This window comes from Ruegeria sp. (genome assembly GCF_040830605.1).
In the GTDB taxonomy this organism is placed as follows: Bacteria; Pseudomonadota; Alphaproteobacteria; order Rhodobacterales; family Rhodobacteraceae; genus Ruegeria.
In genome coordinates this window covers 76,326-94,703 of sequence record NZ_JBFOMD010000015.1, presented here as the reverse complement: position 1 = coordinate 94,703, position 18,378 = coordinate 76,326, and the positions used below count along the sequence as shown (strand labels likewise).

The following is an 18,378-nucleotide window of genomic DNA, read 5'->3' as shown; positions in this document are numbered from 1 at the left end:
GGGCGTGATCTGCGCGATACGCCCGGGTGCCATCCCGGTTCAGGCCTGTGCAGCTGCAAGCTCAGCCTCTGCGCCGGGGACCAGATAATCGTCAAACCAGATATGCGGCTGCTGATCGGCCTCGCTCAGCCATTCCGCCACCAGCGGGTGGGCGATCGACGCGCGCATCCATTCTGCCGTCCGGGGCCATTGGCGCGTATCCGCCTTGTGCCGTGACAGCCGGATCGCAGAGGGCGCGTGCATGAAATCCGCGAGGGACACCGGCCCGAACAGAAACGGACCGCCGCTTTGGTCAAGGCAGTCCTCGTAGCAGGCAAACAACCGGTCGCACTCCCGCTGTTCGGCATCCGTGAGCCGTCGTTTCTGCGGGTAGAACGAACTTTCAAAGCTGATGCGGCCGCATATGCCGGAGAGACCGGCATGCTGCCAGGCCACCAGGGAGCGCGCACGGGCCCGCGCCTCGGCGTCCACCGGCAGCAGGCCGCCCTGGCAAAAGTCGTTGGCGAATTCCATGATCGCAATTGAATCGAAAATAACGGTCGATCCGGTATCGAGAACGGGCACGCTGGCGGGCGGTGAGAACGCCCCGATGCGGGCCAGATTGCCGAACCTCTGGGGCCGCCGGATGTCGACCACAACCTCGTCGAATTCATAGCCCGCAGCGCGCAGGGCCAGCCAGGCGCGCATCGCCCAGCTTGAGGCGTTTTTGGTTCCTGAATACAGAATTGGCTTGGCCATGATCACCTCCTGCCCTATGCTATGGAAAGAGTAGCGCGCTATTATTATCATAGCAAGGGGCGGATGTGACACAGATTCCAAAACCGGGCACGCCAGTCCGCGGCTCACAAAGCGGCAGCCCCATCATGGCCCTCTTTGACCTTCTGGGCCGCCGTTGGGTGATGGGGATTTTGTGGACGCTCAGCGAGCAGGGGCCTTGCACGTTCCGGGCGCTGCAGTCCTTATGCGAAACCATCTCACCCGCCGTCCTGAACGCGCGTTTGAAGGAGTTGCAGGCTGCGGGATTCGTGCGAAAGAGCAGCGATGGCTACCTGGTGACCGACCTTGGTCTTGAGGTGTATGAGGCGCTGCGTCCCTTGTCGAACGTGTCCAAGGTCTGGGCCAAGGCGCTGGGCGAGGGCTAGTGCCGCCGCACAGTCGGCGCGCACCTGTGGCCGTTATCCCTCGCCTTCGGCAGTTTTCAGACGGTCCTGTTTCATCCCGATTTTCTGGCATAGTTCGGATATCCGCCGTTCGTGTCCCTGGGAACAGCAGCGATAGCGGCACTGATCGCCGCAGGCGCAGACCATGCCTTTTCCCACTTGCACGGGCTGGGCAGGAGCGCGATCTTGCACGTGACCGGTATGGGCGCGGCGGTGCCCCTCGCTCTAAATGAACAACCACCGAAACCATCGGGAATTTGGGACATGACACAACTCTCCACTCCGGGCCCTGCCGATGCGCCGGCCTTCTGGCTTGACGACGCGGGGCATCGCGCCTGGATTGCACGGGACGCGGACCGTCAGTTCGCTTTCTTCCGGGCAAGCCTGCAATCCGGCCCGGGGTTTTGCACCTTGGACCTCGCCGGAAACCCGCTGCCTACGGAAGTACAGGAACTGCACACCACGACCCGGCTGATCCACTCCTATGCGCTCGGCCACTTGCGAGGGGTCTCCGGGGCAGACGACATCGTCGATCAGGGCATGCGCTATCTGCGCAGCCATCACCGCGATCCCCAGCATGGCGGGTATGTCTGGGGGCTCGACGGCGATGCTGTTTCCGAGGGTAAGAAACTCGCCTACGGACATGTGTTCGTACTCCTCGCCGGGGCAAGCGCCAGACAGGCGGGGCACGCGGACGCGGATGCGCTGATCGGGGATGTCTGCGAGGTGCTCGACCGGCATTTCTGGGACGAGGAGGCCGGGCTGTTCCGTGATGAGTTCAACCGGGACTGGACACCGTTTTCGACCTATCGCGGCATGAACGCCAACATGCACGGGGTTGAGGCATTGCTGACCGCCTTTGAGGCGACGGGGCAGGAGGTGTTTCTGCAGCGCGCAGGCCGCATCCTCGATTTCTTCCTCACCCGCGTTGCACCCGCCGAGAACTGGCGCCTGCCCGAACACTACACCGAGGACTGGCAGATCGATCGCGACTATTCCGGCAATCCGATGTTCCGCCCGGCAGGCACGACGCCGGGGCATTCCTTCGAGCTTGGGCGGCTGTTGCTGCAATACTGGGACCTGAACGGACGCCCCGAGGATGGCAGCCCGGACCGGGCGCGGCGCGTGATCGAGCAGGCCCTGAGCGATGCCTGGCTCGAACCCGGCGGCGGCTTTGCCTACACGTTGGAGTTCGACGGAAAGGTCCGCATCGCGTCCCGATACTGGTGGCCGGTGACCGAGGCCATCGGGGCGGTCGCCTCACTGATCAAACTGGACCGGCAGCCAGAGGATGAGGAATGGTACCGCCGCCTCTGGACCTTCGCCGACCGGCTGCTGATCGACCACGAGCGCGGCGGCTGGTTCCCGGAACTGGCCGAGGACGACACGCCAACCAGCACGCAGTTCATCGGAAAGCCCGATATCTACCATTCCCTGCAGGCCTGCCTGTTCCCGTTGGAGCCGGGCTTGTCCCGGTATGCGGAGACAATGAAACACATGTCGTGAAATCGGCGCCGAAAAAGCGCGGAGGCGAGGGCGCCGCTATGGGCAGGTAGGCCTTTGAAGTTCGTGCCGTACGAGGGGTGGCAGCTTTTTAGGGGAACTGCGCAGTATCTGCCCGGACAATGTCACCAAGGTTGCGCTTGACTGTCCCGTCAATGGCGCCGAACTTGCGGCAGAAGCCCCGGCCATCTTCGACAACCGGATGCGCCATGGCATAGTGGAGAGCCCTGCATGAGCCGCAAAGCCCGCAACATCCTGTTCATCATGTTCGACCAGTTGCGGTACGACTACCTCAGTTGCGCCGGCCATCCCTACCTGCACACGCCGCATCTGGATGCGCTGGCTGCCAGGGGCGTGCGGTTTTCCCATTGCTACGTTCAGTCACCGATCTGCGGCGCCTCGCGGATGAGCTTCTATACGGGTCGCTACGTGCACAGCCACGGTGCCGCATGGAACAACTTTCCGCTCAAGGTCGGAGAGGTCACACTGGGCGATCACCTGCGCGAACGCGGTATGGACAGCTGGCTGATCGGCAAGACCCATATGCGGGTGGATCAGGTCGGAATGGACCGGTTGGGCATTTCCCGCGACGGCATCATCGGCGCGCGGGTTGCCGAATGCGGCTTTGACGTATTCCTCCGCGATGACGGGTTGTGGGGCGAGGGGCCGGCGGGCTTTTACGACAAGAAACGCTCTCCCTATAACGAATACCTCAAGGGCAAGGGGTACGAGGCGGAAAACCCGTGGCAGCACAATGCCAATGCCGGGTTGGATGAGGATGGCAACGTCGCCTCGGGCTGGTTCATGCGCAACGCCGACAAGCCCGCCGACATCGCCGAAGAGGACAGCGAAACGCCCTGGCTGACCGGTCAGGCGATCGAGTTCATCTCGCAGCAGGATGCCAAGGGGGCGGGGCCCTGGATGTGCCACCTGTCCTACATCAAACCGCACTGGCCCTATATCGTGCCCGCGCCCTATCACGACATGTATGGGGCAAATCAGATCCTGCCGGTGGCACGGTCCGAGGGCGAACTGGTGGATACGCATCCCGTCTACGAACAGTTCATGCAGAGCGGGATCGGCCGGACCTTCTCGAAACCCGGGGTGCGCGAAAAGGTCATCCCCGCCTATATGGGGCTGATCAAGCAGGCCGACGACCAGATGGGCCGCCTGTTCCAATGGCTGGAAGAATCCGGGCATATGGAAGATACGATGATCGTCGTGACTTCGGACCATGGCGATTACCTGGGCGATCACTGGCTGGGCGAAAAGGATCTGTTCCACGACCCCTCGGTCCGGGTACCGCTGATCGTCTATGACCCCTCGGCCGAGGCTGACGCGACGCGCGGCACGGTCTGTGACGCGCTGGTCGAAAGCATTGATCTGGCGGCCACATTCGTCGATCTGGTGGGCGAGGTGCCCGACCACGTGATCGAGGGCCGCTCGCTGCTGCCGTTTCTTCACGGAGACGCACCGGACAGTTGGCGGGACTATGTGGTCAGCGAATACGACTATTCCGGTACGCCCGCCGCCGCTGCGCTGGACCTCGACCCGCGGGCCGCACGGCTGTTCATGCTGGCCGACAAGCGGTGGAAGTTCGTCCACGCCGATGGCGGTTTCCGCCCGCTGCTTTTCGATCTGGAAAACGACCCGGATGAGCTGAACGATCTGGGGGCAAGCCCCGCCCATCAGGACATCGTGGGCATGTTTCGGAACCGCCTGTCACAATGGGCGCGCCGACCCTCCCAGCGCACTACTGTCGGAAACCAGAGCCTGCTGGACATGCGGCACAGGGGGGCCGAACAGGTGGGCATTTTCGTCGGGGTCTATGACGAACGCGAGTTGCCCTCTGAGGTGATCGAGAAAACGGTCACGCGCCGCTGAACGGGTAACAGGGTCTCTAGTCATAGGCTCGCGGCACCCGCGTCATGATCGTCACGTGGACATCAGATTGACACCTCTGCACCCGGCAGACTTTCATAGCTGTGATGAAAAACGGGGTGCCCGTCCGGATCTGTGCGCCCCGGCAAAACCGCCCCCAAAAGGACCCCCATGGCGAAGGCTGAGATCACACCCCTCACTCCGGACCATCACGACGAGGTGGTCCGCCTCAGTCTGCGCGCATGGGCGCCGGTATTCGCCAAGACCCAAAACGAAGTGCCGCGTTTCGTCTATGATGCGTTCTATCCGGACGGGTGGGAGGAGAGACAGGCGAAAGAGGTCCGTGCGCTTCTGAACGAGCCGGAAACCGAGTGCTGGGTGGCCCTCGTGGACCACAAACTCGCAGGCTTCGTCGGGCTCAGGCTGCACCCCGAGGACCAGATGGGCGAGATCCATATCGTTGCGGTCGATCCGGACTTTCAGGGTCGGGGAATCGGGCGGCAATTGATGGACCATGCCGAGGCCAAAACCCGAGAGGCCGGGATGCAGATGATCATGGTCGAAACCGTCGGCGACACAGGCCACGCCCCGGCCCGGCGCGCATACGAGGCGTCGGGATACGAACGCTGGCCCGTTGCGCGCTACTTCAAGCGGCTCTGAGACCGGGTAGGGGCGCGACTGCCCATAAAAAAGCCCCGCCAGAGGCTCTCTGACGGGACGAATTGTACGGATTGTTCCGGCGTTACTTCTGCGGCAGCGGGCCGATCATCATAATCATCTGACGGCCTTCCATCTTCGGCATGTTCTCGATCTTGCCGATGTCCTTGACGTCCTCGGCCACCCGCTCCAGCAGTTCGCGGCCCAGGTTCTGGTGCGCCATCTCGCGGCCACGAAACCGCAGGGTCACCTTCACCTTGTCGCCGTTTTCAAGGAACTTGAACACGTTGCGCATTTTCACATCGTAATCATGGGTGTCGGTGTTGGGCCGGAACTTGACCTCTTTCACCTCGATGATCTTCTGCTTCTTGCGCGCCTCGCTTTCGCGTTTCTGCTGTTCGTACTTGTACTTGCCGAAATCCATGATCTTGCAGACCGGCGGATTGGCGTTGGGAGAGATCTCCACAAGGTCCAGACCTGCGTCATCCGCCATCTGCATGGCCTTGGCGGGATGAACCACCCCGACATTTTCTCCATCGGCGCCGATCAGGCGGATTTCTGGGGCACGGATCTTGTCGTTGACGCGCGGGCCGGTGTCGCGTTGCGGCGGCGCGTTGTGGGGTCTGCGGGCTATGGGTTCATTCCTTTGGTGATTGCAGAATTTCGAGGCTGGAAAATAGACCGGGGCGATTGGCGTTTCAACCCGCATCATCCCCGTATTGCAATGATATTTGTGCAAACCTCCGCCGCCGGTCCCGATTCAGCAGGGCGGGCCACGGCGAGAGGGGTCGCCCGGGCCCAGATCGCGGCGCAGCCATTCCGGCCAGTCGTCTCTGGACCGGGGCAACCACAGGATTGTGGACCTATTTCGCCTCTGCCTGCGGTTGCGCAGAATTCTGAGAATGGCTCGGATCATGCTGCACCCTTGAAGTTGGTGCAGCAATCATCCGGTGGATTCTGATGTTCATAAATGGAATATGATGTGTATTGTTGTTCAGAAATGAATGTCAGGGATCTCGATTGGACCGCGCTGGCGGTGTTCAGGCTTGTCGCCGAACTCGGCACGCTCAGCGCTGCCGCTGAACGGCTGAATATCTCGCAGCCGACGGCGGGCCGCATGATCGCGCGGCTCGAAGCGTCGCTGGGGCTGCGTCTGTTCGATCACGGGCGCCGCGGGTACCAGCTGACCGAGGCCGGGCGCGAGCTGCTGGAGCCCGCCGAGGCGCTTCTCGTCAATGCCGAAGGGTTCCGCCGCTTTGCATGCGGCCTTGCGTCAGCACCACAGCACCGGCAGGTGCGGATCGCGCTGGGAGAGTGGATGCTCAGCTATGCCGCGCAGCATATCGGGATGCTGGGCAGCGGTCTGGACGGCCTGTCGCTACAGCTCATGGCCGAGGATCGGTACACGGCATTGCCTTTGGGCGAGGTGGATATCGCGCTACGCAACCGCGCTCCGACCGAACCCCAACTGTCCGGAGAAAAACTGGGAACCGCGTCGCGCCTGGTCTACGCCGCGGCGGCATATGTGGAGCAGCACCCCGAATGCCGCGATCCCGAAACATGGGGCCGTCAGATCTGGGTCGGATACGGCAGCACGCGGCCTGCCTTCGGGGCCACACGCTGGCTGGACCGGGTCCTGCAGGGCAGGGCGCCGCATGTGGTGGTCAACCGATCCACGGCGCTGTTGGACGTCGCCAGATCCGGGCAGGCGATGGCCATTCTGCCCGGCTGGATCGCCGAGTTCGAACCGCTGTGCCGGTTGTCGGCACAGCCCGAAGCGGGTTCCGAGATGTGGATTGTCCACCGCGCCGACCTCGAAGCCGACCCGGTCCTGCGCAGGATCAGGAACCGCCTGCGCGATCTGTTTGTGGCACGATTAAACGAGGCGGCCGCGCGTCTGACGCAGCCGCCGTCACGGAATTAGCCCACAAAGGCCTTTTCGACCACGAATTCCTTGGGCTCGGAATTGGCGCCCTCGCGCAGCCCGAACTCTTCGAGAATGGCCTTGATGTCGTGGTTGAAGGCAAGGCTGCCGCAGACCATGGCGCGGTCGGTTTCGGGCGCGATGCCGCCTTCGATGCCCAGATCGGCAAACACGGTGCCGTCTTTCAGCAGCTCGGTGATCCGGCCCATCTTGGGGCTCACTTCCCGCGTGGTGGTGGGGTAGTAGCGGATCTTGTCGGCAAAGCCCTCGCCCATTAGCTCGGCCAGCAGCTCGTCTTGACGGATGTCCTCGATCAGTTCGCGGCCATAATCCAGCTCGGCCACGTCGCGGCAGGTATGGGTGATGATGACCTCGTCATAATCCTCATAGGTCTGCGGCTCGCGCAGCAGCGAGGCGAACGGGGCAAACCCGGTGCCGGTGGCAAAGAACCACAGCCGCTTGCCGGGCAGCAGCGCATCGTGGACCAGCGTGCCGACCGGCTTGGGCCGCAGGATGATCTGATCACCGGGCTTGATGTGCTGCAGTTTCGAGGTCAGCGGGCCGTCCTGCACCTTGATCGAATAGAACTCCAGCTCTTCGTCCCAGGCGGGGCTGGCGATGGAATAGGCGCGCAGCAGCGGCTTGCCGTTGTCGCCCAAGAGGCCGATCATCACGAACTCGCCCGAGCGGAAACGCAAGCTGGCCGGCCGCGTCACGCGGAACGAGAACAGCCGGTCGGTCCAGTGCTTCACCTCGGTGACGGTCTGGGCGTCGGGCAGAACGGGGGCCTTAACGGCGGTTGCTTCGGTCACGGATTTCATCTCAGTCATTATGTCAATACCGGTCAGCTAAACCGGCGCCTCTCCATATTCTTTGATATACGTCATGAAAAGGAGAATGTCTCCCCGTTTCATTGGTGTACAAACGGTTCCAGATTTCAGCCGCGCAGGCGGGCCTGATAGTTGTGCTCCTGCCAGTCGGCGCGGGCGAGCCATTGGTCCTCGGGCTGACGGGTGGCCAGGGCCTGATCGATCTCGACCTCGTCAAAGCCGCTGCGCCGCGCCATGGCGTATTGATCGGCCAGCACATGACCCTTGGCGCGCAGGCGGCCGGTATAGCCTTTCAGGCGCAGGGTGCGGGCGATGGTGAACCCGCGCCCGTCGGCAAAGGACGGGAAATCCACCCGCACCATTTTCACACCGCCCAGCCGCTCGGCCAGATCGTCGGGGTCGATGTCTGAACCCACATCCAGCGCCACCACGTCGTTCGCGGCATCGTCTAGGGTGACAAAGCCATCGGTCCAGTCATCGGGGGCAAAGCCCTCGTCAGTCACGATCACATTCATTGCTTCTCTCCAACGCGGACCATCTTGCCATCGACGAAATGGATGCCGCATTCTTCCTTGTTCTCATCGCGCCAGCGTCCGGCGCGGGGGTCTTCCCCATCCTTCACCGGTGAGGTGCAGGGCGCACAGCCGATCGAAGGATATCCCTTGGCTACTAGTGGATGCCGGGGCAGGCGGTTTTCTTCCATATAGGCGCGCACATCTTCGGGCGCCCAATGGGCCAGCGGGTTGACCTTGATCCGGCCCGTGCCGTCCTCGACCTCGAAGAATTCCATCGCCGCACGAGTGCCCGACTGAAACCGCTTGCGTCCGGTGATCCAGCCGTCATAGCCCGCCAGCGCCCGCTGCAGAGGAATGGTCTTGCGCAGCACGCAGCAGGCATCGGTGTCGCGCAGATGCAGCGCGCCATAGGGATCGTCGCGCTCAAGATCTTCGTCGGCCGCACGGATGATCTGCACATTGCGCAGCCCCAGCCGCTCGCTCACCTCCTGCTGATAGACCAGCGTTTCGGTGAACAGCATCTGGGTGTCGATGAACAGCACTGGGGTCGCCTTGTCGATCACCGCCGCCATGTGCAGCAGCACCACCGACTCCGCACCGAAACTGGACACCAGCGCGATCCGCCCGGCCTCCTCCAGCGCCCCATGCATCACGTCATGGGCGCTGTGGTGGCGGAACCGAGCGTTGAGCGCGGCAACCTTCTCGGTCAGCGCGCTGCGATCCCGACCCAGCTCGGTCTGAATCTCGTCAAGCGGCATTTGCCTGAGCCTCGGGGTAGAGGGCGGCCTTGAACGGCGCCATGCCCAGACGGCGGTAGGTCTGCAAAAAGGTCTCGTCCGCATCGGTGCGCAGGTCGAGATAGGCGTAGATCAGACGCTCGATGGCCGGCACGATCTCGTCATATGAGAAACCGGGCCCCGCGCGCTCGCCGATGGCGGCGGTCTCGGTGCCGTCACCGCCCAGCGTGATCTGGTAGTTCTCGACGCCCGCACGATCCAGGCCCAGAATGCCGATATGGCCCACATGGTGATGCCCGCAGGCATTGATGCAGCCCGAGATCTTGATCTTCAGGTGGCCGATATCATGCTCCAGCTTCAGTTCGTCGAACCGGGTCGCGATCTGCTCGGCAACCGGGATCGAACGGGCCGTGGCCAGCGCGCAGTAATCCATACCGGGGCAGGCGATGATGTCGCTGATCAGGCCGATATTGGCGGTGGCCAGACCATGCTCTTTCAGCTTGGCATGGATCGCGGGCAGGTCCGATTTGTGGACATGCGGCAGGATCACGTTCTGCTCATGGCTGATGCGCAGCTCGTCATAGGCAAACTCCTGCGCCAGATCGGCCATCACCCGCATCTGTTCAGCGGTGGCATCGCCCGGCGTGTTGCCATGTTTCTTGATCGAGATCGTGACGATCGCATGATCGGCCTTCTTGTGCGGCGCGATATTGGTATCGACCCACGAGCGGAACACCGGATCGTTGGTATAGGCGCCTTCGAAGGCAGCGACCGAGCCGTCGCGGAACGCAGGCGGCGCAAAATGCCCCTTGATCTCGTCCAGCAGCGCCATATCGGCGCCCTTGAACTGCGGGCGCACCTTGAGGAAGCGCTCGTTAACCTTGGCGCGGATGGCGTCGATGCCATGCTCGTGCACGGTGATCTTGATGCGTGCCTTGTACTTGTTGTCGCGGCGGCCGATCTGGTTCCAGACCGAAACGGTGGCTTCCAGATAGGCCAGCAGATCGTCGAAGGCGACGAACTCGGACAGTTCCTTGCCGATCATCGGAGTGCGGCCCAGACCGCCACCGACGATGACGCGGGCGCCCAAAACGCCGTCACGCTTGACCAGTTGCAGACCGATATCATGCGCCTTGATCACGGCGCGGTCGTTCTCGGACCCGGTGATGGCGATCTTGAACTTGCGCGGCATGAACTGGAATTCCGGGTGATCGGTCGACCACTGGCGCAGCAGTTCCGCATAGGGCCGAGGATCGGCCACCTCATCCGCGGCGGCACCGGCGAAATGGTCGGCGGTCACGTTGCGGATGGTGTTGCCGCTGGTCTGGATGGCGTGCAGCCCTACCTCGGCCAACGCGTCGAGCATATCCGGCACATCGCGCAGTTTCGGCCAGTTGTACTGGATGTTCTGACGGGTGGTGAAATGGCCGTACCCCTTGTCCCACTTCTCGGCCAGCAATGCGAGCTGCCGCATCTGGTCGCTCGAAAGCGTGCCATAGGGGATCGCAACCCGCAGCATATAGGCGTGCAGTTGCAGATACAGACCGTTCATCAAGCGCAGCGGCTTGAATTCATCCTCGGTCAGCGACCCGTCGATGCGGCGCTCGACCTGGGCGCGGAACTGCGCGTTGCGCTCGGCGAGGAAGGCTTTGTCGAACTCGGAGTAGCGATACATGATTTGCTGTCCTTGTTGCAGCCCCGGATCCGGGGCCTTGATGGGGAGATAGGATCTGTCTCAGACCCGGGGCTGCGGAGAGGATTCCTGTTTGCCGTGGGCATAGTTGGACGGACCAGTCCGGCGGAAATCCTCCCTGAAATGGGTGGGTTCGGGGCCGTGCTCACCGGCCACCGCGTCGGCCAGATAGGCGCCGACGATCTTGGCTGCCTGCCGCTCGGCATCCAGCAGACGCACCTGCGCATGGGCCTCATCGGTGATCAGCTCGGCCTCGGCCAGATCCCGCGACCAGCGGTCATCCTCGGTCAGATAGATCACGTCGCCGTCCAGCAGGTCATTGGCGGTCACGACTTTGGGGGTAAAAGCGCGGGCCATCAGGCAAGCTCCTTGTTGAATTCACTCAGGGCCGTCGCCGCGTCGCGCGGGGCAAGGCCATAAAACATCAGCGCCGGGCCATCCATGCGGGCCTCGGCCAGATCGGCGGGCAGGGTGTCGAGCGTGGTCGCCAGCACTCGCTGTTCGGGGCGTGAAGCGTTCTCGACCAGCGTCACCGGCGTGGCCCGGTCGGCGCCATGCATGATCAGACGGCCCTGCACGAAGCGGGCGGATTTCTTGCCCATGTAAATGGCGGTCACCTCACCCGGACGCGCCAACGCGGCCCAGTCGTGGTCGGCAAAGCCCTTCATGTCATGCCCGGTCAGGAACCGGACCGAGGAATTGCGTTCCCGCCGCGTCAGGCTCTGCCCGATCCCGGCAACCGCGGCGGACGCGGCGGTAATGCCGGGTGCGATGCGCCAGGAAATGCCCGCAGCCTCAACCGCCTCGATTTCCTCGTCCAGACGGCCAAAGACCGTGGGATCGCCGGATTTCAGCCGCACCACGCGCTTGCCGTCCAGGGCGTACTCCACCAGCAGGGCGTCAATGTCTGCCTGCTTCCAGGACGGCCCGAACCCGGCCTTGCCCACATCGACCAGCGCGGCGGTCTTGCCCGCCAGCGCCAGCACCGCGTCGCTGATCAGCCGGTCGTGCAGCACAACATCCGCGCGCTCAAACGCACGCAGCGCCTTGAGCGTCAGAAGCTCGGGATCGCCCGGGCCCGCGCCGACAAAGTCGACATGGCCCTTGATCCGGTATGTGTTGGCGTCATGCATCGAATTACGTCTCTGCGGTCCTGTTTGACTTGACCTGCAATATAGGAAATATTCCCGGTTAATCGCCATATGGGCGGATAAATAAGGACGCTCGTTTCGATTTGATGGATGATCGGAACGCCGGTTTGGAAAGAAGGGAAAATCAGGAATGTCGGTGCGGATAGACGACACGGATCGGAAAATTCTGGCCGAGCTGCAGCGCGACGCCAGTCAGTCGCTGGACGAAATCGCCAGCCGCGTGGGCAGTTCCAAGACGCCCGTCTGGAATCGCATCCGCAAACTGCGCGGCGCCGGGGTGATCGGCCAGCAGACGGTGCTGCTGGACGCCGAGGCGCTGGGGTTCGAGGCCTGTTTCTTCGTCCTCATCCGCACCTCGGAACATGAGGCGGAATGGCAGAAACGCTTCCTGCAGGCGCTACGCGACCGGCCCGAAGTGCAGGAAGCGCACCGGCTGGCCGGCGACATCGATTACATCCTGAAAGTACGGGTAAAAAACGCCCGCGCCTATGACGCCTTCTACCAGGCATTGATCTCGGAAGTGCGGGTGCATAACGTGACCGCGCTCTTGTCGATGGAAGAGATCAAGTCCACTACCATGCTGCCCCTGTCGGCCTGAGCAGGGGGCGCTGCCCCCATCGCGCTGTGCGCGATTCCCCCGGGATATTTTCAAACAGAAGAAGGATTGAGCGCGCCCGAGCTCTTCTTCTGTTCATAAATATCCCCGCCGGAGGCATCGCGCATCGCGCGATAGAAGGCTCAGCGCTCGGCCACCAGGCGGGTCAGCACGTGGAAATGGTAGGTGTTGGAGTATTCGGGTGGCTCGGTCAGCCGCAGGTTGGGGCAGCGCTCAAACAGGATCGGCAGCGCGATGCGCATTTCCAGCCGCGCCAGCGGGGCGCCGACGCAGAAATGCAGGCCGCCTCCGAAGGCCGCATTGGTCTGGATGGGACGCGTGGGATCGAAGGTCTCGGGGTCGGTCCAGATCGCCGGATCGCGGTTTGCCGCGCCGAGCAGCAGTGCCACCTGGTCGCCGCGCCAGAAGGCATGGCCACAGGCCTCGACCTCCTCATAAGCGTAGCGTGTGAACATGTGCAGCGGCGGGTCGTGGCGGAGGATTTCCTCGACCGTGCTGTCGATCGTCCCGGGCCGCAGGGCGCCCGGCTTGGTGCCAGTTTCAAGCAGGGTTTTCACTCCGTTGCCAATGGCATGCACGGTCGCCTCATGCCCCGCGTTCAGCAGAAGGATGCAGGTGGCGATCAACTCGTCACCCGATAGGCGTTCGCCTTCTTCCTCTGCCGCGATAAGCCGGGTGATCAGGTCGTCGTGCGGATCGCTTCGCCGCTGTTCCACATAGTCGCGCAGGAAAGCGGTGAACGCTTCCGAGGCACGGGCGGCGGCATGTTCGGTCTCGCGCGTCCGGTTGGCCTGATACATCGCGACCATGGCGTGCGACCAGTCCAGCAACTGCGGTGCCATCGCCTCGGGTACGCCCAGCAGGCGGCAGATGGTGATCACCGGCACCTGCGTACAATAGGCGTCGAGCAGGTCGAACTGACCCTCGGGAAAGGTGTCGATCAACTGGTGGCACAGGGTTTCGATATCCGGCGCCAGCGCCGAAATCGCCCGCGAGGTGAAGGCGCGCAGCACCAGCGCGCGCAGGCGGGTGTGGCGGGGTGGCTCGGCCTCGAGCAGCGAATGCGCCTCGACCGCCAGCCAGGGGGCGAGATGAGCCGGGCCTTCGGTCGCCATCTCAGGCGGCACCTCGCGGCCAAAGCGGCGGTCACGGAACAGGGCATGCACTGCCTCATGGGTGAAGGCGGCGGGCATGTCGTATTCGTCCCAGAACAACAGATCGCCCTCGGCCCGGGCGCTGGCGTAGAACGGGTAGGGGTCTTGGACAAAACCGGGCTCGGTCGGGTCTTGGCGCACTCTCTTCATCCGGCGCAGACTTGCCTTGGGCGCCGGTCAATGCAAGACCCTATGTCATGCATCGCGCGTGGATCATATCCGGGTTCCTTCTGGCCGTCGGACTGTTGTCGGCGGCGGTCTGGTCCTATGGCTACCGGCAGGCGCTGGCGCAGCTGCGTCAGCAGGCCGAGGCGGATCTCGACCTGGCCTCGGACCGGCTGAGCACCCAGTTGCAGGTCTATCAGGAACTGGCGGTGCTGATGGCCGAGCATCCCGGCCTGTTGGGGCTGGACGACCCCACCCGGCGCCCGGCGGCCAAGGCGCTGCTGCTGGAGGTGGCCGACAAGACGGCGGCGCTGGATGTGATCTTTGCCGATACCAACGGCAAGGTTCTGGCTACGGCGCAGGGGGTGGCGGGCGTGAATGTCGCGGACAGCACCGCCTTCGCGCGGGCGATGCAGGGCGCCTTGGGCAGTGAACACGGCATCCTCGAATCGCTCGGCCGCCGCACCTTTTCTTATGCCGCTCCAGCCTTTGGCACGGATGGGCAAGTGCGCGGAGCGCTGATGGTGATCGCCGATGTCGAGGATGTGGAAGAAACCTGGCGCGGCAGTACCCAGGCGGTGCTCTTCACCGACCGGACCGGGCGGGTGTTCATTTCGAACCGCTCGGAATTGCTGTTCTGGACCCGCGCGGGCGACGGGATGGGGTTGGTGCCGCCAACGGCGCGGCCCACGGATTTCGAAACACAGAGGCTCGGCCCGCATGAGATCTGGCGGCTGGGCTGGGGCCCCTATCTGCCCGCTCGCGCCCTGCATCTCAGCCGCGATCTGCCTGTGATCGGCATGACCGGCGAGGTGCTGATGGATGTGGCCCCGGCGCGGCGGCTTGCGGGTCTGCAAGCGGCGGCGGTGGCGGCGATCTGTCTGGCCTTCGGGGCGATGCTGTATCTCGCCACCGAGCGGCGGCGCACGCTGGCCGATGCCAACGCGGTGCTGGAAAGCCGGGTGGCACAGCGGACCCGGGCGCTCACCGCCGCCAACACCGCGCTGCGCCGCGAGGTGGCCGAGCGGCAGGAGGCCGAGGCGGCGCTGAAACGCGCGCAGGCCGAACTGGTGCAGGCGGGCAAGCTCAGCGCGCTGGGCCAGATGTCGGCGGGGATCAGTCACGAACTGAACCAGCCGCTGATGGCGATTCAGCAATTTGCCGACAACGGCGCGGCCTTCGTGAAACGCGGTAGGGGCGATAAGGCGGGCGAGAATCTCGGCCGGATCTCGGAAATGGCCGCCCGCATGGCGCGGATCATCAAGAACCTGCGCGCCTTTGCCCGTAACGAAAGTGAGCCCATGGGCAAGGTCGATCTTGTGCAGGTCATCAACACGGCTGTGGAACTGACCGAGGCGCGGCTGCGCGCCGACGGGGTGCTGCTGCACTGGCAGGCGCCGACAGGGCCTGTCTTCGCCTGGGGCGGCGAGGTGCGGCTGGTGCAGGTTTTCGTCAACCTGATCAACAACGCCGCCGACGCGATGCAGGGCCAGACGGACAAGCGCATCGAGCTGGAGCTTGCCGCCGGTCCCCGCCTGCAGGTCACGGTGCGTGACACCGGGCCGGGGATCGCGGACCCGGATCGGATCTTCGAGCCATTCTATTCCACCAAGGCGGTCGGCAGTTCCGAGGGGATGGGGCTGGGCCTGTCGATCTCCTACGGTCTGGTGCAGAGCTTTGGCGGTGACATTCGCGGCGCCAATACCGGCGGTGGCGCGGTGTTCACGGTCGAGCTTGATTATTTCAAAGAGGATAAGGTCGCATGATCCGCAAGGTGCTGCTGGTGGATGACGACGCGGCGGTGCGCGAGGCGATGGGCCAGACGCTGGAACTGGCCGATTACGACGCGATCACCGCCGGCTCGTTCGTGGCGGCCAAGGACCACATCGTGCCGGGCTTTCAGGGTGTCATCGTCTCGGACATCCGGATGCCCGGGCGCGACGGGTTCCACCTGCTGGCCTATGCGCGCGAGATCGACCCGGAGCTGCCCGTCATCCTGCTGACCGGCGAGGGCGACATTCCGATGGCGGTCAAGGCCATGGGGCAGGGGGCATTCGATTTTCTGGAAAAACCCTGTGCCGCCGCCGACCTGCTGGCGGTGCTGGAAAAGGCGCTGAAGACGCGGGCGCTGGTGCTGGAAAACCGTGACCTCAAACGGCAGCTGGAACGCGGCGATCCGGCGGCGCGGATGCTGTTTGGCACCTCGGCGCAGGCCGAAGAGCTGCGCAACCGGGTGCGCAGCGTGGCGCCCACCGGGGCCGAGGTGCTGGTCACCGGCCCGGTGGGCAGCGGCATCTCCAAAGTGGCCGAGGTGGTGCACCTGATGTCGCCCGCAGGGCAAGGCCCGTTCGTGAAACGCCCCGCCGCCGGGCTGCAGGCGTCGGAGTTCGCGCAGATCTGCGCGGACGCCGCCGGGGGTTCGGTGTTTCTGGACGAGGTCTCGGCCATGCCCGAGGCCACCCAATATGCCGCCCTCGAACTGATCGAACAGGGGGCCGGGGTCCGGATCATAGCGGGCACCACTGCCGATCTGTCCGATCTGGCGGCGCAGGGAATGTTCAACGCCGATCTCTTCTACCGGTTGGACGTGATGCGGGTGCGCATCCCGTCGCTGGCGGAGCGGCCCGAGGATATTCCGGTGATCTTCCGCCACTACGTGGCCCAGGCCGCCGAGCAGGCCGGGATCGGGGCGCCCGAGGTGACGCCCGACCATCTGGCGGCCCTCATGGCGCAGGACTGGCCGGGCAACGCACGCTCGCTGATGTCGGCGGCGATGCGATTCGTGCTGGGTATGCCCGAGGATGTGGCGCAGGCCGCCGAACTGGGGCTGGCCGAACAGCTTGCACGGGTGGAACGCTCGTTGCTGATCGCCGCGCTCGGGCGGCATAATGGCAAGGCCTCGGAGGCTGCCAAGGGGCTGAAACTGCCGCGCAAAACCTTCTACGACAAGCTCGCCCGCTACGGTATCCGGCCCGAGGATTACCGGCGTTAATCGAGTAAGGTGTTCTCCCGCCCCCTGTGCCCGCATCACAGATGCGGACAAAGGCGTTGGGCCGGGCAGCCCGCCGGGGCGGGCTGCGGTCGGAACGGGTGAGTCGGGCTGTGATTCGAAATCTGTGCGGAAATCCGCACAAAGCCGCCCGGGCCTGTGCGGGATTTCGCACAGCGCGAATTTCGGCTGACCGTCGCGGCATTAGTTTCGGCACGCAATAATTTGTAATTACAAGAAAATATGACGAGTATCCATGCCGCCCAGCAAAACATTGAGCGACCCCCACCGATTCGCTTCACTCCCTTCAGCGCGCCACATCGGCGCTGCCAGAGCTACTCTGAGAATTTCGGGAGGGAGAAACACATGAAATTCCTGACAACCGCCGCCACCGCATTGGCGCTGAGCGTCACCGCAACTGCCGGGTTTGCCGCCTGTGACGATGGCGAGATCGTGGTCAAGTTCGCGCATGTGACCAACACCGACAAGCATCCTAAGGGGATCGCCGCCTCGCTGCTGGAACAACGCGTCAACGACGAGATGAACGGCACCATGTGCATGGAGGTCTATCCGAACTCCACGCTCTACAACGACAACAAGGTGCTCGAAGCGATGCTGCAGGGCGACGTGCAACTGGCCGCGCCGTCGCTGTCCAAGTTCGAAAAGTTCACCAAGCAGTTCCGCCTGTTCGACCTGCCGTTCATGTTCAAGAATATCGACGCCGTGGACGCGTTCCAGGCCTCGGCCGAGGGGCAGGCGATGATGGACAGCATGCAGCGCCGCGGCCTGCAAGGGCTGGCCTTCTGGCACAACGGCATGAAGCAGATGTCGGCCAACAAGCCGCTGGTTGATCCCGCCGATGCCAACGGGCTGAAATTCCGGGTCCAGTCCAGCGACGTGCTGGTTGCCCAGATGGAAGCCATCGGCGGCTCGCCCCAGAAAATGGCCTTCTCCGAAGTCTACGGCGCACTCCAGCAGGGCGTTGTGGACGGGCAGGAAAACACTTGGTCCAACATCTACGGCAAGAAATTCTTTGAGGTGCAGGACGGCATCACCGAGACCAACCACGGGATCATCGACTATCTGGTCGTGACCAGCGTGGACTGGCTCGACAGCCTCGATCCGGCGGTGCGCGACCAGTTCACCACCATCCTGAGCGAGGTCACCGACACCCGCAACAAGGAAGCCTTCGCCGTGAACGAGGCCGCCAAGGCGTCAATCACCGAGGCCGGCGGCACCATCCGCGAACTGACACCGGAACAGCGTCAGGCCTGGGTCGACGCGATGAAGCCGGTCTGGGAACAGTTCGCCGGTGACGTGGGTCAGGAAAAGATCGACGCCGCACAGGCCATCAACGCAGGCTTCTGAGCCTGCCCGAAACAGGCGCCCGCGTCCAGGGACTG

At 63.7% G+C, this 18,378-nt stretch carries 18 protein-coding genes; 9 read left to right on the top strand and 9 right to left on the bottom strand.

Going from position 1 to position 18,378, the window contains the following annotated elements; translation table 11 throughout:
• Window positions 1-39: 39 nt before the first annotated feature.
• Window positions 40-738 (bottom strand): glutathione S-transferase family protein, encoded by a 699-nt coding sequence (locus tag AB3N21_RS19600; protein WP_367936791.1) that lies wholly within the window; start codon window positions 736-738, stop codon window positions 40-42.
• A 125-nt stretch (window positions 739-863) separates the two neighbouring features.
• On the opposite strand from AB3N21_RS19600, the gene AB3N21_RS19595 reads away from it, so the two are divergent.
• The 4 genes from AB3N21_RS19595 to AB3N21_RS19580 all read left to right on the top strand — a co-directional run bounded on the left by AB3N21_RS19595 (window position 864) and on the right by AB3N21_RS19580 (window position 5,204).
• On the top strand, window positions 864-1,142 hold the full coding sequence (locus AB3N21_RS19595; protein WP_367936790.1) for a winged helix-turn-helix transcriptional regulator: 279 nt from the start codon (window positions 864-866) through the stop codon (window positions 1,140-1,142).
• A 282-nt stretch (window positions 1,143-1,424) separates the two neighbouring features.
• A complete protein-coding gene (locus AB3N21_RS19590; RefSeq protein WP_367936789.1) occupies window positions 1,425-2,666 on the top strand; it encodes an AGE family epimerase/isomerase in 1,242 nt (413 codons plus the stop codon).
• 228 nt (window positions 2,667-2,894) lie between these two features.
• Window positions 2,895-4,547 (top strand): sulfatase-like hydrolase/transferase, encoded by a 1,653-nt coding sequence (locus tag AB3N21_RS19585; RefSeq protein WP_367936788.1) that lies wholly within the window; start codon window positions 2,895-2,897, stop codon window positions 4,545-4,547.
• A gap of 168 nt (window positions 4,548-4,715) precedes the next feature.
• The gene (locus tag AB3N21_RS19580; protein WP_367936787.1) at window positions 4,716-5,204 is read left to right on the top strand and encodes a GNAT family N-acetyltransferase; all 489 of its coding nucleotides are present in this window, start codon (window positions 4,716-4,718) and stop codon (window positions 5,202-5,204) included.
• A gap of 82 nt (window positions 5,205-5,286) precedes the next feature.
• Here the strand turns inward: AB3N21_RS19580 and infC are convergent, their stop codons facing one another.
• Window positions 5,287-5,835: a translation initiation factor IF-3 gene (infC, locus tag AB3N21_RS19575; protein ID WP_171179491.1), complete on the bottom strand. Its 549-nt coding sequence runs from the start codon at window positions 5,833-5,835 to the stop codon at window positions 5,287-5,289.
• Between the two features lie 366 nt (window positions 5,836-6,201).
• On the opposite strand from infC, the gene AB3N21_RS19570 reads away from it, so the two are divergent.
• Window positions 6,202-7,125: a LysR family transcriptional regulator gene (locus AB3N21_RS19570; protein ID WP_367936786.1), complete on the top strand. Its 924-nt coding sequence runs from the start codon at window positions 6,202-6,204 to the stop codon at window positions 7,123-7,125.
• Here AB3N21_RS19570 and AB3N21_RS19565 read toward each other — a convergent pair.
• The 6 genes from AB3N21_RS19565 to cobA all read right to left on the bottom strand — a co-directional run bounded on the left by AB3N21_RS19565 (window position 7,122) and on the right by cobA (window position 12,033).
• Window positions 7,122-7,955 carry a ferredoxin--NADP reductase gene (locus AB3N21_RS19565; RefSeq protein ID WP_367936785.1) on the bottom strand — a complete coding sequence of 278 codons (834 nt, stop codon included), beginning with the start codon at window positions 7,953-7,955 and terminating at the stop codon, window positions 7,122-7,124. The genes AB3N21_RS19570 and AB3N21_RS19565 overlap by 4 nt on opposite strands.
• 107 nt (window positions 7,956-8,062) lie before the next feature.
• Complete coding sequence (locus tag AB3N21_RS19560; RefSeq protein WP_367936784.1) at window positions 8,063-8,470, bottom strand: DUF934 domain-containing protein; 408 nt, start codon at window positions 8,468-8,470, stop codon at window positions 8,063-8,065.
• A complete protein-coding gene (locus AB3N21_RS19555; protein WP_367936783.1) occupies window positions 8,467-9,228 on the bottom strand; it encodes a phosphoadenylyl-sulfate reductase in 762 nt (253 codons plus the stop codon). Before AB3N21_RS19555 ends, AB3N21_RS19560 begins: the two co-directional genes overlap by 4 nt.
• Complete coding sequence (locus AB3N21_RS19550) at window positions 9,218-10,882, bottom strand: nitrite/sulfite reductase (RefSeq protein ID WP_367936782.1); 1,665 nt, start codon at window positions 10,880-10,882, stop codon at window positions 9,218-9,220. The genes AB3N21_RS19555 and AB3N21_RS19550 overlap by 11 nt, the downstream gene beginning before the upstream one ends.
• Before the next feature lie 60 nt (window positions 10,883-10,942).
• Window positions 10,943-11,257 carry a DUF2849 domain-containing protein gene (locus AB3N21_RS19545; protein ID WP_171179341.1) on the bottom strand — a complete coding sequence of 105 codons (315 nt, stop codon included), beginning with the start codon at window positions 11,255-11,257 and terminating at the stop codon, window positions 10,943-10,945.
• Window positions 11,257-12,033, bottom strand: coding sequence for a uroporphyrinogen-III C-methyltransferase (gene cobA, locus AB3N21_RS19540; RefSeq protein WP_367936781.1), 777 nt, complete (start codon window positions 12,031-12,033; stop codon window positions 11,257-11,259). Before cobA ends, AB3N21_RS19545 begins: the two co-directional genes overlap by 1 nt.
• 148 nt (window positions 12,034-12,181) lie before the next feature.
• On the opposite strand from cobA, the gene AB3N21_RS19535 reads away from it, so the two are divergent.
• Window positions 12,182-12,649 (top strand): Lrp/AsnC family transcriptional regulator, encoded by a 468-nt coding sequence (locus AB3N21_RS19535; RefSeq protein ID WP_367936780.1) that lies wholly within the window; start codon window positions 12,182-12,184, stop codon window positions 12,647-12,649.
• Between the two features lie 140 nt (window positions 12,650-12,789).
• On the opposite strand, the gene AB3N21_RS19530 is transcribed toward AB3N21_RS19535, so the two are convergent.
• Entirely contained in the window at window positions 12,790-13,971 is a 1,182-nt protein-coding gene (locus AB3N21_RS19530) for a cytochrome P450 (RefSeq protein ID WP_367936779.1), read from the bottom strand.
• A gap of 47 nt (window positions 13,972-14,018) precedes the next feature.
• Between AB3N21_RS19530 and AB3N21_RS19525 the strand changes: the two genes are divergently transcribed.
• The 3 genes from AB3N21_RS19525 (at window position 14,019) to AB3N21_RS19515 (ending at window position 18,343) form a co-directional block, all read left to right on the top strand.
• Window positions 14,019-15,752, top strand: a complete 1,734-nt coding sequence (locus AB3N21_RS19525) for an ATP-binding protein (RefSeq protein ID WP_367936778.1) — start codon at window positions 14,019-14,021, stop codon at window positions 15,750-15,752.
• Window positions 15,749-16,978, top strand: coding sequence for a sigma-54-dependent transcriptional regulator (locus tag AB3N21_RS19520; protein ID WP_367936777.1), 1,230 nt, complete (start codon window positions 15,749-15,751; stop codon window positions 16,976-16,978). The genes AB3N21_RS19525 and AB3N21_RS19520 overlap by 4 nt, the downstream gene beginning before the upstream one ends.
• Before the next feature lie 363 nt (window positions 16,979-17,341).
• On the top strand, window positions 17,342-18,343 hold the full coding sequence (locus AB3N21_RS19515; RefSeq protein ID WP_367936776.1) for a DctP family TRAP transporter solute-binding subunit: 1,002 nt from the start codon (window positions 17,342-17,344) through the stop codon (window positions 18,341-18,343).
• Window positions 18,344-18,378: the final 35 nt, after the last annotated feature.